This is a genomic window from Psychrobacter sp. 1U1, from assembly GCF_051847535.1.
GTDB classification, from domain to species: Bacteria; Pseudomonadota; Gammaproteobacteria; order Pseudomonadales; family Moraxellaceae; genus Psychrobacter; species Psychrobacter saeujeotis.
Genome location: NZ_JBPYDD010000011.1, coordinates 1 through 15,139 on the forward strand (window position 1 = coordinate 1; position 15,139 = coordinate 15,139).

Genomic DNA, 15,139 nt, shown 5'->3' on the forward strand with positions numbered 1-15,139 from the left:
TCAAACTGCTTGACGACTCTAGTCAGTACGACCTAGCAGTACCTTCTACTTATTATGTCGAAAAAATGGCCAATGAAGGTCTTTTACAAGAGATTGATCAGTCAAAACTTAGTAACTTTAGTAACCTAGATACCTCATTTACCAACACTAAGGTCGATCCTGAAAACAAGTACTCTATCCCTTATATGTGGGGTAGCACTGGGCTTGCCATCAATGGCGATAGCGTCGATCCTGCGACCGTTAATAGCTGGAATGATCTGTGGAATCCTGAGTATAAAGGTCAGGTGATGCTGACTAATGATGTGCGTGAAGTGTTTGGCATGGCACTACTCACGCTTGGTTACTCAGGCAATAGTAGCAATCCTGATGAGATTAAAGCGGCTTATGATAAGCTCACCACTTTGATGCCTAACGTCAAAACCTTTAATTCAGATGCGACGCGCATGCCCTATATCGAAGGCGAAACTGCCCTTGGTATGACATGGAATGGCGAAGCGGTCATGGCCAATGATGAAGGTCTGACCAGCTTGGTTTATAAATACCCATCTGAGGGTGCAATACTTTGGATGGACAACTTTGTTATTCCAAAAAACGCCAAGCAGGTTGATGCGGCACACAAGTTTATTGATTACTTATTGCGTCCTGAAAATGCCAAGATTGTTAGTGAAGAGATTGGTTATGCTTCACCAAACATGGCGGCGCGTGAACTGATGGACAAAAGCGTCCAAAACAATCCAGCCATTTATCCAAGTAAGGAAGTACTGGCAAAGGCTGAGTTCCAAGAAGATGTGGGCGATGAAGCGCTGCAAGTCTATCAGCAATATTGGGATAAGCTCAAAACTGGTCGTTAATTCAACTTCGTTCTATTTAACGATTAACCCAAGCCTCTAATCGGTTACATACGCATATAAAAACGCTGACTCTAAAGGGTCAGCGTTTTTTTATAGATGTAGATCAGTCTTGCCGCCTTTATTCTCAATTCGGCGTTGTTCGCGGCGCTGGTAACGAAGACCGGAGGCTGCAAACCATTGCGGTTTGGTGGTCTGTAATAAATCGCTAAGCCGCTGTAATTGCACTTGCAAAGTTTGGGTCAACCAAAAATAACCTTGCCATTCAAACCCTAAGTTTTGCACACTTGGATAATCTGATACGGTAATACGTGTGATCGGCCGAAACACCTCATCACTTGGGCTACGCAGCACTGCTGCCATGTGTAGCATAGCTTGGGTCAGCTCATGCTGATAATGAATCAATAGGGTATGATTCTCATCATCTATCTCAATATTAGCCAAGCGCGGTGCGGCGCTTAATAATAAATCAATCGTTCCGATGATATTTCGATGCGTACGCTGAATCGTCTCTAAAGTCTCTTTATCAATGCCCGACTCTCTTTCTGTCGCAGCAATGTGCGGGCGTACTGCCAACAGTCGCTTATTGATTTTTTGTAGCGCCTTAACCAATGCTTTGTTGACTGGGATATCAGGGACAGAGCTACTGGTAGGATAAATCAAACTTGCTGAGCTGGTGCTCTTAGTGTATTTGAATGGTTTGGGTACTAGAATGTCAGCATCAATATGGTTGCCGACTCCGGCATATAGATTACCGCAGGTCTCAAGATTGCTTGCCAGCAAAAAACGCCACATCAAAGTAGACTTGAGGGGTAAAACTAAGGTCGCCGCCACCGCCACGCCAGCGCCCAGCAAAATATTAAAGGCACGGTACAGACCATCTTGACCGATACTGCTTTGGTCAGGACTTGAAACAATCATCAGCATGGTAATACCCGTTAATAGACCAATATAACCCAACTGTTTAACCGCAACATACCCAATGATACCGCTGATGATGCCGATAAGTAGATAGTATATCCACATCCACGTACCGATGTCTTCACTTAACCACAAAAACCCAAGCCCGACGCCCACACCAAGCAAGGTACCCAATATGCGCTCTTTGGCTTTGGTATAAATTGCACCTTGGTATTGTAATAAACCCAAAATGACAAACACCGTAATGGTGGTCCACTCTCCATGTGGCAGATTGGTGACCTCATTCAATAATAGCGCAGTCAGCACCGCTGTGCCCAAACGTATCGCGTGCAATACGTCAGCATGTTGATAACGCGCATAAGGCTCAACAAGTGGGGCGGTAAATCGTTGCCAAAAGGTCGGTTTCACTTGGAATCACTCTTTTTATAAAATAGAAAATATAACAATAATGAAAAACATCAATAGACAGCACTTATTAGATGATGATTGACTACGTAGCCATTAATCGGACAGCTACTATTTAATATAGCCAATACTAACTAAAAGTGTCATGTATTTTATCTGTAGGCAAAGCCGTTAGAAATTTTCTTGCTTGCTGTGCCTGCGCAGACAGAGGCTACAAAAATTTATATCAGCTTTGCCATAACATTTTTGGAGTGAATTAACTATAACTATTCACTCACCAGCAAAAAATAACGCCTTTCATCTATTAAAAGACAAAAGACGTTAAAGGTCAAAGCGCGCGAGTACAAAATAGACAAAACTGATGTACTCACTCTTCAATACTTATCGCATTTTTAAAGAGAGCACTTGCTTTAAACACTATACTTCTAAGTAGTCCAAAATACCTTCAGCCGCTTGGCGACCATCCCAGATGGCGGTCACGACCAAATCAGAACCGCGTACCATATCACCTCCAGCAAAAATCTTAGGATTTTGCGTTTGGTACTTATAGGTTTGCTCTTCTAAAGCGACGACGCGTCCTGTAGGGTCTAGCGCCACTTGCTGCGTCTCAAACCACTCCATAGGACTAGGACGGAAGCCAAAGGCCATAATGACCGCATCGCAAGGAATAATCTCTTCAGAGTTAGGAATCGGCTCTGGGCGACGGCGACCACGATTGTCTGGTGCACCCAGATGGGTCGTGACAACTTTTACCGCGTTCACTTTACCATTTAAGCCGATAATTTCGGTTGGTTGGCGGTTAAACAAAAACTCAACCCCTTCTTCACGCGCATTAACGACCTCACGACGCGAGCCGGGCATGTTTTCTTCATCGCGGCGATAGGCACAGACGACCTGCTCTGCACCCTGACGGATACTGGTGCGATTACAGTCCATAGCCGTATCACCGCCGCCTAATATGACGACTTTTTTGCCTTTTAGGTCGATATATTCGTCGGCATCTTTTTCCCAATCGTTACAACGGTTAACGTTGGCAATGAGATAATCTAGTGCATCATAGACACCGTCCAGCTCCTCACCAGCGAAGCCGCCACGCATATAAGTGTATGTACCCATACCCATAAATACCGCATCATAATCACTCAACAGCTCATCAATACTGACATCAGTTCCGATTTCTGTCTCAAGGCGAAACTCGATACCCATACCTTCAAAAATAACACGGCGGTTGCGCATGACGTCTTTTTCCATCTTAAACTCTGGAATACCAAAGGTCAGTAAGCCGCCAATCTCAGGGCGTTTGTCAAAGACGACTGGTTTGACACCATTTCTTACCAAAATGTCGGCACAGCCAAGACCAGCAGGGCCTGCACCAATAATGGCAACCTTTTTATCTGTCCAGACGACATCTGACATATCTGGACGCCAGCCAAGCGCAAAGGCGGTATCGTTAATGTACTTTTCGACATTACCGATAGTCACAGCGCCAAAACCATCATTCAATGTACAGGCACCTTCGCATAAGCGGTCTTGTGGACAGACGCGCCCGCAGACCTCTGGCAAAGTGTTAGTACGATGACACAATTCTGCCGCTTGGAATATCTGCCCTTCGGTGGCAAGTTTAAGCCAATTAGGGATGTAATTGTGTACTGGACATTTCCACTCACAGTAGGGGTTGCCGCATTCAAGACAACGATGGGACTGCTCGGCCACCGACTCACTCTCAAATGGTTTGTAAATTTCGACAAACTCTGTTGAGCGCGTCGCAATGTCTTTTTTATTCGGCTCAACCCGTGGTACTTCTAAAAACTGAAAACTATTATCTAAGCGTTTTGCCATAATGACTTACTCTTCTATATGGGGCTCTTCTATAGTGGGTAGTGACAGTTGGCTTATACCATTTATATTAGGTCAAGAGACCTAGCGATACTGTCACTTACCTACCTACAATATTAGCGCAGTGAGAGGTAATCTCTTAAATGTTTACTTAAACCTTAGCAGATCAATAAACAGCAAATTACTGTGGATCGGCTGTGGTGGTTTTAAGCAGTGTTGCAATATTCGCCGCTTTGGGTTTAACCAAATACACCTTGCGAACATAGTGTTCAAAGTCAGCCAATATTGTCTGACCCCACGCACTACCTGTCTTCTCCACGTGTACTTCAATAACCTGCTGCAAATGGATACGATGTTCTTCAGTCTGTTCACTTGAGATACGGTTTAGGTCAATCAGCTCATGATTGCAGCGATCAAAAAAGTCGCCATCCATATCAAGTACATAAGCAAACCCGCCTGTCATACCTGCTCCGAAATTAAGTCCTGTACGACCAAGAATCGTGACGATACCGCCTGTCATATATTCGCAGCAATGATCGCCCGTGCCTTCGATGACGGCATGAGCGCCAGAGTTACGTACCCCAAAACGCTCACCTGCTGTGCCTGCTGCATAGAGCTTGCCACCTGTCGCACCATACAGACACGTATTGCCGATAATAGCGGTTTCTTGTGCGCTAAAGTTTGAGTCTTTTGGCGGATAAATCACAATCTCGCCGCCTGCCATGCCTTTACCGACGTAATCGTTGGCATCACCTTCAAGCTCAATATGCAAGCCGCCTGCATTCCAAACGCCTAAGCTTTGCCCTGCAGTACCTGTTAGATGCAGCTTAATAGGCATGTCACTCATGCCAAGATTGCCCCAGACTTGTGCAATCTCACCGGAGATACGGGCGCCAATAGAGCGATCACAGTTGCCGACATAATAGCTATAATCACCACCACTACCTTTACGGATATTAATCAGCATATCACTAATCATCTGCTCAGCCAGTAAGCCTTTATCGAACGGCTCATTACGCTCAACCTGACAAGTTTGCGCTTTGCCACTACTGGCAGGATGACTAAATAGTAACGGCGTCAAGTCAAGATGACGCTGTTTGTCAGTATTGCCCTCTAATACGTCAAGCAAATCTGTACGCCCGACCAGCTCTTCCATGCTACGTACGCCAAGAGCGGCGAGCCATTCGCGCGTTTCAGTGGCCACAAATTTGAAAAAATTGATAAGCATCTCAGCTTCACCAATAAAGTGCTCGTCACGCAGCTTAGCTTTTTGCGTGGCAACCCCTGTCGGACAGTTATTAAGATGACAAATTCGCAAGTACTTACAGCCAACTGCAATCATCGGTGTGGTACCAAAACCAAAGCTTTCTGCTCCAAGAATAGCGGCTTTGACCACATCAAGGCCTGTTTTGAGGCCACCATCAGTTTGCACGCGTACTTTATCGCGCAGACCATTGACGCGTAGCGACTGATGCGTCTCAGCTAACCCTAGCTCCCATGGCGAGCCTGCATGGTGAATAGAGGACAGTGGCGAGGCTGCGGTACCGCCATCATACCCTGAGATGGTAATCAAATCGGCATAAGCTTTTGCTACACCTGTCGCAATGGTACCAACGCCTGGACGCGAAACTAATTTAACTGAGACCAAGGCATCTGGATTGACTTGTTTTAAATCAAAAATAAGCTGGGCAAGATCTTCGATAGAATAAATATCATGATGCGGCGGCGGTGAGATGAGTGTCACTCCAGGCACAGAGTAACGCAGGCGGGCAATCAAAGCATTGACCTTTCCGCCTGGCAGCTGACCACCCTCGCCAGGTTTTGCACCTTGCGCAACTTTAATTTGCATGACTTCTGCTGAACGCAAATAGGCAGGCGTGACCCCAAAACGACCAGAGGCGACTTGTTTGATTTTTGAGTTGCGTAGGGTACCATAACGAGTGGGATCCTCACCGCCCTCCCCTGAATTTGAGCGTCCGCCAATGGTATTCATCGCCATAGCGATTGATTCATGCGCCTCGGGTGATAGCGCGCCAAGCGACATGCCAGCCGAGTCAAAACGCGTCAAAATCTTTGCTGTATCTTCAACTTCATTGACATCGATACTGTTATCCGTTTTGAGTTGCAACAAATCACGTAAGGTTGCAACCGGACGGCTATTGACCAAATCGGCATAATTACGATAATTGTCATAATCGCCCGTACGTACGGCCGTATGTAAGCTATTAATCACATCAGGATTAAAGGCGTGATATTCTTTATTGAAGACGAATTTTAGTAAACCCCCTTGATCCAGTGGCGCGCGACGTTTAAAAGCATTGGCCGCCAATTGCGCTTGGTCTGCTGCCAGATCGGTAAAGGTAGCTCCCTTAATACGGCTTTGTACGCCTTTAAAGCATAAGCCCACTACCTCCTCTGAAAGACCAACGGCTTCAAATAATTGTGCGCCGCGATAAGAGACAATGGTAGAGATGCCCATTTTTGATAATATTTTTAGTAAACCTTTATCCAAGCCTTTTCGAAAGTTAACCCGTGCTTGAATCGGATCGCCAAGCAACTCCCCTGTTGCGACCAAATCATCAATGACATCATAGGCTAGGTATGGATAAACGCAAGTTGCACCAAAGCCTATCAATACTGCTACTTGATGTGAGTCACGTGCCAGACCAGTCTCGATGATTAAGTTGGCATCAGTACGGATACCTTGAGCAATCAAGTAATGATGCACCGCACCAGTTACCATAATGGCGTTCGCTGGTACTTTATCTGCAGCGATATTCTTATCGGACAATACAATCAAGGTATGACCAGTACGGATAGCGCGTGCCACTTCTTCGCAAATAGCGTTGATAGCCTCAGACAGCTCTAACGTACGATCATAGTTTAGATCAATACGTGCCATCTGAAACGCTGGATCATCCAAGGTTTCAAGCTGCCGCATTTTGCTGGCTGATAATACTGGCGACGATAAGATAATGCGATGCGCGTCTTTTTCTGATGGCGCAAATACGTTGGTTTGAGCACCAAGACACGTTTGCAGCGACATGACGATTGACTCACGCAGGGGATCAATCGGCGGGTTGGTTACTTGTGCAAACTGCTGACGAAAGAAATCTCCAACATGGCGAATTTGCTGCGATAACACCGCCATTGGCGTATCATCACCCATCGAACCGACTGGCTCTTGACCATTTTCGGCATTGGGACGAATGATTTCAGTACGCTCTTCATTGGTAATGTGATACATTTTTTGCAGAGCTTTTAACTTATCACCGCGGCATGCTTGCGCTGCTAGCTCTTCTTCTAAACGCTCATCATCGCGGATACGTTTCGCTTCTTCACGCAGCCACTTGCGATAAGGATGAGCCTTTTTAAGTAAGGTGGCAATAGCTTTAGTATCTAAGATTTGACCAGTCAATGTATCGATAACCAGCATCTGACCTGGGCCTACGCGTCCTTTTGCTAATACATCTTTGGGATCATAATCCCAAACGCCCACTTCAGAGGCCACCGTGATATAGCCATTCTTAGTCGTCACCCAACGTGAGGGTCGCAGACCATTACGATCGAGCATACAGACCGCATAGCGCCCATCTTGAATCACCAGACCTGCTGGCCCATCCCACGCTTCCATATGCTGCGAATAAAACTCATAAAATGCACGCAAGTCCATATCCATGCTATCGACATTTTGCCAAGCTGGTGGCACAAGTATCGACATGGCATGAAACAGATTCATACCGCCTGACATCAGCACCTCAAGCATATTGTCTAAGCTTGATGAGTCTGAACCTGTACGGTTGACTAATGGCGACAACTCATTCAGGTTCGGCAACTTTTCTGATTTTAGCTTTGGCGTACGTGCTTCTGACCAATTACGGTTACCCGTAATGGTGTTAAGCTCGCCATTGTGGGCAAGATAGCGAAATGGCTGCGCGAGTGGCCAACGCGGCAGGGTGTTGGTTGAAAAGCGCTGATGGAAAACGACAATATGGGACGCCAAACGCTCATCTTGTAAGTCTAGAAAGAACGCTGGCAGATCTGAGGGCATCACAAGCCCTTTATAAATGATAGTTTGGCAACTTAATGAGCACACATAAAACAGCTCGTCATCAGCCAAGCGCTGCTCTGCTTTTTTACGAGCGACAAACAACTTACGGTTAAAATCATCTGCGACCAGATCATCAGGTGCATTGACAAACACTTGCTTAAAATCAGGTAATGTCTCACGGCCAATCTCACCGACGATACTTAAGTCGAGTGGTACATCACGCCAGCCTACTACATCTAGGCCTTGCGCAGTGATCTCTTCGGAGAGTATTTGTTGACTATACTGAGCTTTATCATTATCTACGTTAACAAAGACCATACCGACAGCAAAATTGTCATTAAGTACAAGCTGCTGCTCAGTGGCAATCTGCTGAAAGAACTCCGTAGGCGTTGCTAACAATAGACCACAACCATCACCAGTTCTACCATCGGCAGCAACACCACCGCGATGGGTCATACAACTTAAGCTATGAATAGCAGTCTTTACCAGATTGTGGCTGGCTTGACCCTCAATATGAGCAATCAAACCAAAACCACAGTTATCAGAGAAGTCATCTGGCGTGGCCAAATGCGTATGGGAGGAAATCATTGACATGGCTAGTCCTTTTAAGTGAACGGGCAGCCTATGTATCCAATGCAGAACATAGGCTAAATGCCGTAGGCAGAACGGGTTAATGATAAATACTCATATTTCCGGATAAATAAATGATGCGATTAACAATAGGTTTTAGCGCGTTGAAAGTGACAAAATACTCATCACTGTCGCATTTATTTAAGACAGACCACTAAATAGACGGCTGCTAAGCATTAATAGAAGCAAGATAAGAGCGTCGATAAAAAGCTAATCGTTAAAGTATTAGCACGTTGTTCTTTGCTTGGCAGCTATTTAAAGCTTTTAGTTATAAGCATCAATATGACACATATATCGATCAACAACTGACTGAAAGCCTGATAACACGGTTTTCAATTGAGTTTGAATATCAGACACTTTACATTCAAGCGTCTTAACAACCCTAGGAAGGAAGAGGATAAGAGGATTTGTACTACCATTCTTAATAAACTTAATGCAAATGGTCAGTCAATACGCTTGAAGCGACGACGCTACCATAAAAGCTTGCAACAACAGCATGAAACAGAGGCCAACCGAAATAGCTGCTTTACAGTAACTCTACAAAGTGTCACCCATATTCATATTAGTTAATGATTATAGAAAAATCTAGTCTTTTTTATTAATTCATTTAATTATGGTATCGAGAGTTGTTTCAAACTTTTAGTATTAGAACACGTAATTAGCTATATTAAAATCTTCATAAAATACTGCTGAGTTATTTTTTCTTTTCTTTAAACTCTTATGATTTTAAAAGGGCTTATACTCATGATTGAACGATTACTGGTAACCAGTTTTCAAAAGCATAGCGGCTCTCCGATGCTACTTAGTAAACCATTTAGTAAATCGGCATGAAAAAGCCTGCAAAACTTACGTCTTGCAGGCACAGCAACTAGCGATAAAGGCAGCGCTAATCAGCTGGTAAAGTGCTAGTCAGTTTTTTCTTCGATGAGCTCTTTGATGCTATCGTCTTTGTTTTTAGCTACTCCAGCGCTATCGTTTTTTGCCGACCCAGCATTTGGGTTTTTCACGGTTTCGTTACTGGCGCTTTTATTAGCTGAGGCTGAACTTGAGCTGTTTTTCTCACTGCTGTCTGGCGCAGTTGGCGGTTTTGGCGTAGGAACCACTGGTAAGCTTTTGTCTTCCGACCCAGAACTACGCGCATTATCTTCTTTTTTAGCGGTGGTTGATGAGGCACGGCCTTCATCTTCGGTAATCACAGTACGCTCTTCGTTCACTGCCAACGTTGCAGAGGTATCCTCTGATTGACGAATGCTCTCAACAGTGCCATTGTTTGCCGTTTGATTACCATTCCCAGCTTCATTGCTTGCCAAGCCTTCATCTGCCTTGCGAGCTGGTACCTCACGTTCAGTCGGCTGCAATCTGACAGATCTTGAACGTCTCGTACTTAAGTCTTTGATGGGTCCAGGACGCTCATAATTGTCGACGATACCGACATAACGGCTGATCTCTTCTGGCAGCACACGTACGTCAGCTGGTAATCCAAAATCAACCAATTTAGCTGCGCCTACTGCTTCTTGCGGACTACTCATTAGTCCATAAGTCAGCATATAACGCAGTTGATTATTATCATCACGGTAACGAAAGTATGAAAACCTCTTACGATCATCACGGCCTTCCAGATAACTGGTAATGACTTCGTTCTCTGCTACGTTCATGACTTGTACAGTCCATTTACCTTTATTGGCTAGCAAATAACGCTTGTCTTTAAACTCATCAGGATAGTTGCGCAAATCACGGATGGTATCTTCAAAGTTGATCGGTTGAACGTCATTATCAAGCTCATGTAACGCTTCAACAGACAAGGGTTGTGCCAGCTCAGTACTGAGGGCTTCTGGCGCTGCTATTGGCGCGTTTTCAATTTTGGCACCGATAGCGGGAGTCTGACTAAACATCCAAAGCAGGGCGGTCAAGACCCCTAAAAGCAAAGTCATCATCAGCCACATTAAAGCCTGCCTGCGATATGACGTATGTTTTGAACGAGTCGTTGAGCTCGATGAGACCATGGGTGTTTCCTTGGGGAAAATAGGGTGAAGCATGTTAGTAAACTATAGCGACTCAGCTATCTAACGACTCATGTTATAGTGATAAGTATAGTCTATGATAAAACATCGTTAAGTAGCTGCGTATCAAAATCATCTGTTAACACCGCTTGTCCTATTGATTTTAACAAAATTAGACGAATTTGTCCGCCTTTCACCTTTTTATCATGCCCCATAAGCTCTAAAGCCGTATCGACATTGATAGGTGGTGGGTCAATTGGTAAGTTAGCAAGTATCAATACACGCTTGATCCGCGCCACATCAGCTTCACCTAGCCAGCCCATCATTTGTGATAGCTGAGCCGCTTGCACCATACCAGCGGCAACAGCTTCGCCATGGAGCCAACTACCGTAACCTTCGTGAGTCTCAATCACATGGCCGAAAGTATGACCAAAATTGAGCAACGCTCGCATACCAGCTTCTCTTTCATCTTGCGCCACTACGGCCGCTTTATACTCACAACAACGCTTTACAGCCGCTCCAAGTACTGCCAGATCCAGTTGCATCATGGCAGGTAGATTTGTTTCAAGCCACTCTAAAAACTCAATATCCATGATCAACGCATATTTGATGACTTCAGCCAATCCTGCCGATAGTTCACGCGCAGGTAAAGTTTTGAGGGTGCTCATATCAGCCAGCACCATTTTCGGCTGCCAAAAAGCGCCAATCATGTTTTTACCTTGCGCATGATTGATACCAGTTTTGCCGCCAACACTTGAATCTACTTGCGACAATAAGGTGGTCGGGATTTGAATAAAATCCACGCCGCGCATAAAACTTGCTGCTGCAAACCCAGTCATATCACCGATGACACCGCCCCCAAGAGCAACTAAGGTTACATCACGATTAAAATGCTGAGCCATCAAGGCATCATAAATTTGATTGATGCTATCTTGGTTTTTATATTGCTCACCATCAGGAAGTACGCAGACAGCGACGGTAAATGATTCTGCTAACTGCTCTTGCAACCGCTGCAAATATAAAGGCGCAACGGTATCATTAGTCACAATCAATACTTGCTGACCATTAATATAAGGCACAATGCTTATGGCCATATCGCACTGCTCGACAATAGCTATCGGATAATCATGGCTTTGAGTATGAACGGTCAACTTTGCGTTAAATAGTGGCGCTGCCATAAAATTTCCTATATTTGATATGTCCATTTGTGGCTCATTACCAGATGGCATAAAGCATTTTTAATCTATAAGCGGCTTTGGCGTTGAAGACGTTTGTATTTTGTCGTCTGTGTCTTGTGTTTGGATATCGGTTGTTACCTGCTCTTTTAGTGTTGTTGACTCTAAATCTGTGCTTGCAGCCACCAAAAAAGTCTTCAACTGCTGTAATAACTGATTGACCATATGACGAGGATAGGTATGACCAGTTGGCAATACAATGTGTGCCACTTGTCGATACAATGGATCGCGAGTGCTATACAAATCTTGTAGTATTTTTCTGGGATTGGGTTGTTGCAATAATGGGCGCGACTTGTCTTTAGCAGTGCGAGCCATTTGTACCTCTACGGGTGCGTTCAAATAAACCACGATACCGCGCTGATGCAGAAACTTTCGATTGTCAGCGCTCATGACAGCGCCGCCACCTGTTGCAAGGACGATATGCTGACGCTGAGTCAACTCGTCAATTGCTCGTGTCTCACGTGCTCGAAACCCCACCTCGCCTTCTTTTGCAAATATCCAAGCAATATCGGCACCTGTTTGTGACTCGATATACCAGTCACTGTCCATAAACTCTCGTCCTAGCTGCTTAGCAAGCAACCGGCCAATAGTGGTCTTACCCGCTCCCATCGGCCCAACTAAGAATACCGATGGCAATTCCTCCAACATAGCACTCACTCAGATAAATTAACTATCATACAACGTCATCGTTATTCTGGCTAGTAATGAGCTGAGTTTATTATCAGTAAAATTAGATTTTATTAAATGATAGACCATAAAAAAGCAAGCACTTGGGCTCGCTTTTTTATGGCTTGTGACCTATGAACAAAACAGATTTAATCCAAACGGCTAATACCGTCGTTAATGAGTTTTGGTGTGACAAAAATAAGCAGCTCTTCTTTTGCGTTGCTACGGACATCTTTACGGAATGCGCGACCAATATAAGGCAGATCACCTAAGAATGGCACTTTATCCACGCCATTAGAGACACGGTTTTTGAAAACACCACCAAGTACGATGGTTTGTCCATCTTCTACAATCACGTTGGTCGAGATAGAGTCTTCTGCAATAGCAACTTGATTATTGATGATAGTTGGCGTGCCATTGGTAATCATTAACTGTAGGCCAATCTTACCATCAGGTGTAATATTTGGGGTTGCCTCCAAGCTCAACGCTGCTTCTTTAAAGCTGGTAGAGGTGGCTCCACTAGCTGATGCTTCTTGATAAGGAATTTGTGTACCAGATGAAACCTTGGCGGTTTGTTTATCAGCGGTTAAGATCTTAGGAGTAGAAATAACTTCACCGCGGTTGTCTGCTTGTAATGCTGACAGCTCTAGATCTAGCATGATATCTGACATAGCCAGTAGACCAAAAGCAATACTTCCCGCAGGATTCGCCACACCCAAATCAACGTTTAGATTGTCAGGACGACTGATATCGTAGGAAGGATAAGAGACGGTCTGACCATTGACTGTTGTTGTCTCAACATCAAAATCTTTTAAATCCCACAAGGTTTGATTACTACCACCGACCAGTAGGTTGCGGTTATTGGCTGCACCATTGGATAAGATACCCCAGCGTACACCGATCTCTTTACTAAAACTATCAGAGGCACTCACAATACGCGCTTCGATCATCACTTGACGTACTGGAATATCGATTTTGCTAATAAGCCTATGAATATTTTCAATACTATCAGCCACATCTTTGACGATTAACGTATTGGTACGTTCATCAATCGTTACCGTACCGCGATTGGACAATAGGCTATTGCTATCTTCTACGCGACTACTGTTTGAGCTACCGCCAGACGGACCACTGCCCTGAGAGATAAGGTTGAACACATCTTGAGCTTTAGCATAGCTCAAACGTATATACTCAGTGCGTAATGGCGCATAGGATTCGACGGCTTGCTGAGCTTCAAGCTCTTGCGCTTCTTGTGCTGCAAGCTCAATTGAAGGTGCAATCAGTATAACGTTACCATTTTCACGCTTATCTAAGTTTTTGCTTTTTAGAATAATATCTAGGGCTTGATCCCACGGCACATTGATAAGACGGAGTGTAATATTGCCACTAACGGAGTCACTAGCAACAATGTTCATATCAGTAAACTGCGCTAAGATATCTAGTACGCTACGAATCTCAACGTCTTGAAACTCCATAGATAGTGCTTCACCACTATAGACCTTTTCTTCAAGCGTCGGTTCACGCAATAATTCAGGTTTGCTAATACTGATATTTAGCTGATTGCCTGACTGATACGCTTGATACTCATAGTCACCAGTCATGTTAATCGTAATAACACCGCTTTGACCTTGATTTTTGGTATCAACACTATCTACAAGACCACTGTTAATATTTAAACGACGTAATAAATTTCGAGGCACGGTGCTACCAGTCATACGTACTAATAGCTTGTTACCTTGGCGCTGTACATCAACTGGAATGGCCTCATTGGCGAGCACAATACTGACATTACCGCCACCATTATTCTCCGCTGTAAAATTCAAGGCACTCAGACCGTCGTAACTATATTGCTGGCTTACTTGCGAGGACGCCAGCCTAGGATCTAATAATGGGTTAACGCGAACAACCATCGTGTCAGTAGGCGCTTGTACCTTAATGGCTTCTGAGCCGGTAACGACAGGGGTAACCCCAGCGCTACTGGTCTCGACGATAGGCGTCACAATCGCTGTCGTGGTCAGCGCATCATCATTAACAATAGTAGTATTTGGTTTTGATAAAGCTCTAGAGGCTGTAGTAACAGGTACAGTCGTTACGGTTTGACTATTAGGAACTATACGATTTGGATCAGTAATAGTCAGGAGTAAATCATTGCCATCAACAGCAGTCGTATAGTCCCCACTCTGCTTTAATCCCACAATCAAACGTGTGGTACTATCGTTACTCAATGTTGTGACATCATTGACCATACCAATATTGTAATTGCTAAATCGGCTGACCAAACCATTTTGCACTTGTTCAAAATCTAGAACTAAGCGACTAGGATCATCAAGCTGATAAGCGGCAGGCAGTACTGGCGCGCCATTAAATCCTAAACGCAGCTGGGTTACCGCAGGTGCGGTCTGTACCACAGAGACATTGTCGATGCGTTCCACTGCATAAGCTGTGCTACTAATAGCAATCATACTAATCGCCAACGCAGGTATTGCAAAGGCAGAAGACATACAGTTACTCATTGCCATTACCCTATTATTGCGTACTGTCATTACT

General features: G+C 44.6%; 7 protein-coding genes and 1 pseudogene. 1 reads left to right on the plus strand and 7 read right to left on the minus strand.

What is annotated here, in order from left to right:
* Positions 1 to 851, plus strand: an 851-nt coding sequence (locus tag ACS8FB_RS13130) for an extracellular solute-binding protein (RefSeq protein WP_439263547.1), incomplete at its 5' end; no start/stop codon positions are given.
* 90 nt (positions 852 to 941) lie between these two features.
* On the opposite strand, the gene ACS8FB_RS13135 is transcribed toward ACS8FB_RS13130, so the two are convergent.
* The 7 genes and pseudogenes from ACS8FB_RS13135 to pilQ all read right to left on the minus strand — a co-directional run bounded on the left by ACS8FB_RS13135 (position 942) and on the right by pilQ (position 15,135).
* Positions 942 to 2,177: an FUSC family protein gene (locus tag ACS8FB_RS13135; RefSeq protein WP_439263549.1), complete on the minus strand. Its 1,236-nt coding sequence runs from the start codon at positions 2,175 to 2,177 to the stop codon at positions 942 to 944.
* Positions 2,178 to 2,591: 414 nt separating this feature from the next.
* Complete coding sequence (locus tag ACS8FB_RS13140; RefSeq protein ID WP_299217906.1) at positions 2,592 to 4,013, minus strand: FAD-dependent oxidoreductase; 1,422 nt, start codon at positions 4,011 to 4,013, stop codon at positions 2,592 to 2,594.
* 178 nt (positions 4,014 to 4,191) lie between these two features.
* A complete protein-coding gene (gltB, locus tag ACS8FB_RS13145) occupies positions 4,192 to 8,655 on the minus strand; it encodes a glutamate synthase large subunit (protein ID WP_439263551.1) in 4,464 nt (1,487 codons plus the stop codon).
* A gap of 941 nt (positions 8,656 to 9,596) precedes the next feature.
* Positions 9,597 to 10,694 carry a hypothetical protein gene (locus ACS8FB_RS13150; RefSeq protein WP_439263553.1) on the minus strand — a complete coding sequence of 366 codons (1,098 nt, stop codon included), beginning with the start codon at positions 10,692 to 10,694 and terminating at the stop codon, positions 9,597 to 9,599.
* Positions 10,695 to 10,786: 92 nt separating this feature from the next.
* Entirely contained in the window at positions 10,787 to 11,869 is a 1,083-nt protein-coding gene (gene aroB / locus ACS8FB_RS13155) for a 3-dehydroquinate synthase (RefSeq protein WP_439263554.1), read from the minus strand.
* Positions 11,870 to 12,028: 159 nt separating this feature from the next.
* A pseudogene (gene aroK, locus ACS8FB_RS13160) lies at positions 12,029 to 12,574 on the minus strand (shikimate kinase AroK); the annotation flags it as partial.
* A 167-nt stretch (positions 12,575 to 12,741) separates the two neighbouring features.
* Positions 12,742 to 15,135: a type IV pilus secretin PilQ gene (gene pilQ, locus ACS8FB_RS13165; protein ID WP_439263556.1), complete on the minus strand. Its 2,394-nt coding sequence runs from the start codon at positions 15,133 to 15,135 to the stop codon at positions 12,742 to 12,744.
* Between the last annotated feature and the right edge of the window lie 4 nt (positions 15,136 to 15,139).

Bases quoted from the DNA above. Each gene is read 5' to 3' on its own strand.
- pilQ (WP_439263556.1), bottom strand. From the start codon at position 15,135: ATGACAGTACGCAATAATAGGGTAATGGCAATGAGTAACTGTATGTCT.
- aroB (WP_439263554.1), bottom strand. From the start codon at position 11,869: ATGGCAGCGCCACTATTTAACGCAAAGTTGACCGTTCATACTCAAAGC.
- gltB (WP_439263551.1), bottom strand. From the start codon at position 8,655: ATGTCAATGATTTCCTCCCATACGCATTTGGCCACGCCAGATGACTTC.
- ACS8FB_RS13150 (WP_439263553.1), bottom strand. From the start codon at position 10,694: ATGGTCTCATCGAGCTCAACGACTCGTTCAAAACATACGTCATATCGC.
- ACS8FB_RS13140 (WP_299217906.1), bottom strand. From the start codon at position 4,013: ATGGCAAAACGCTTAGATAATAGTTTTCAGTTTTTAGAAGTACCACGG.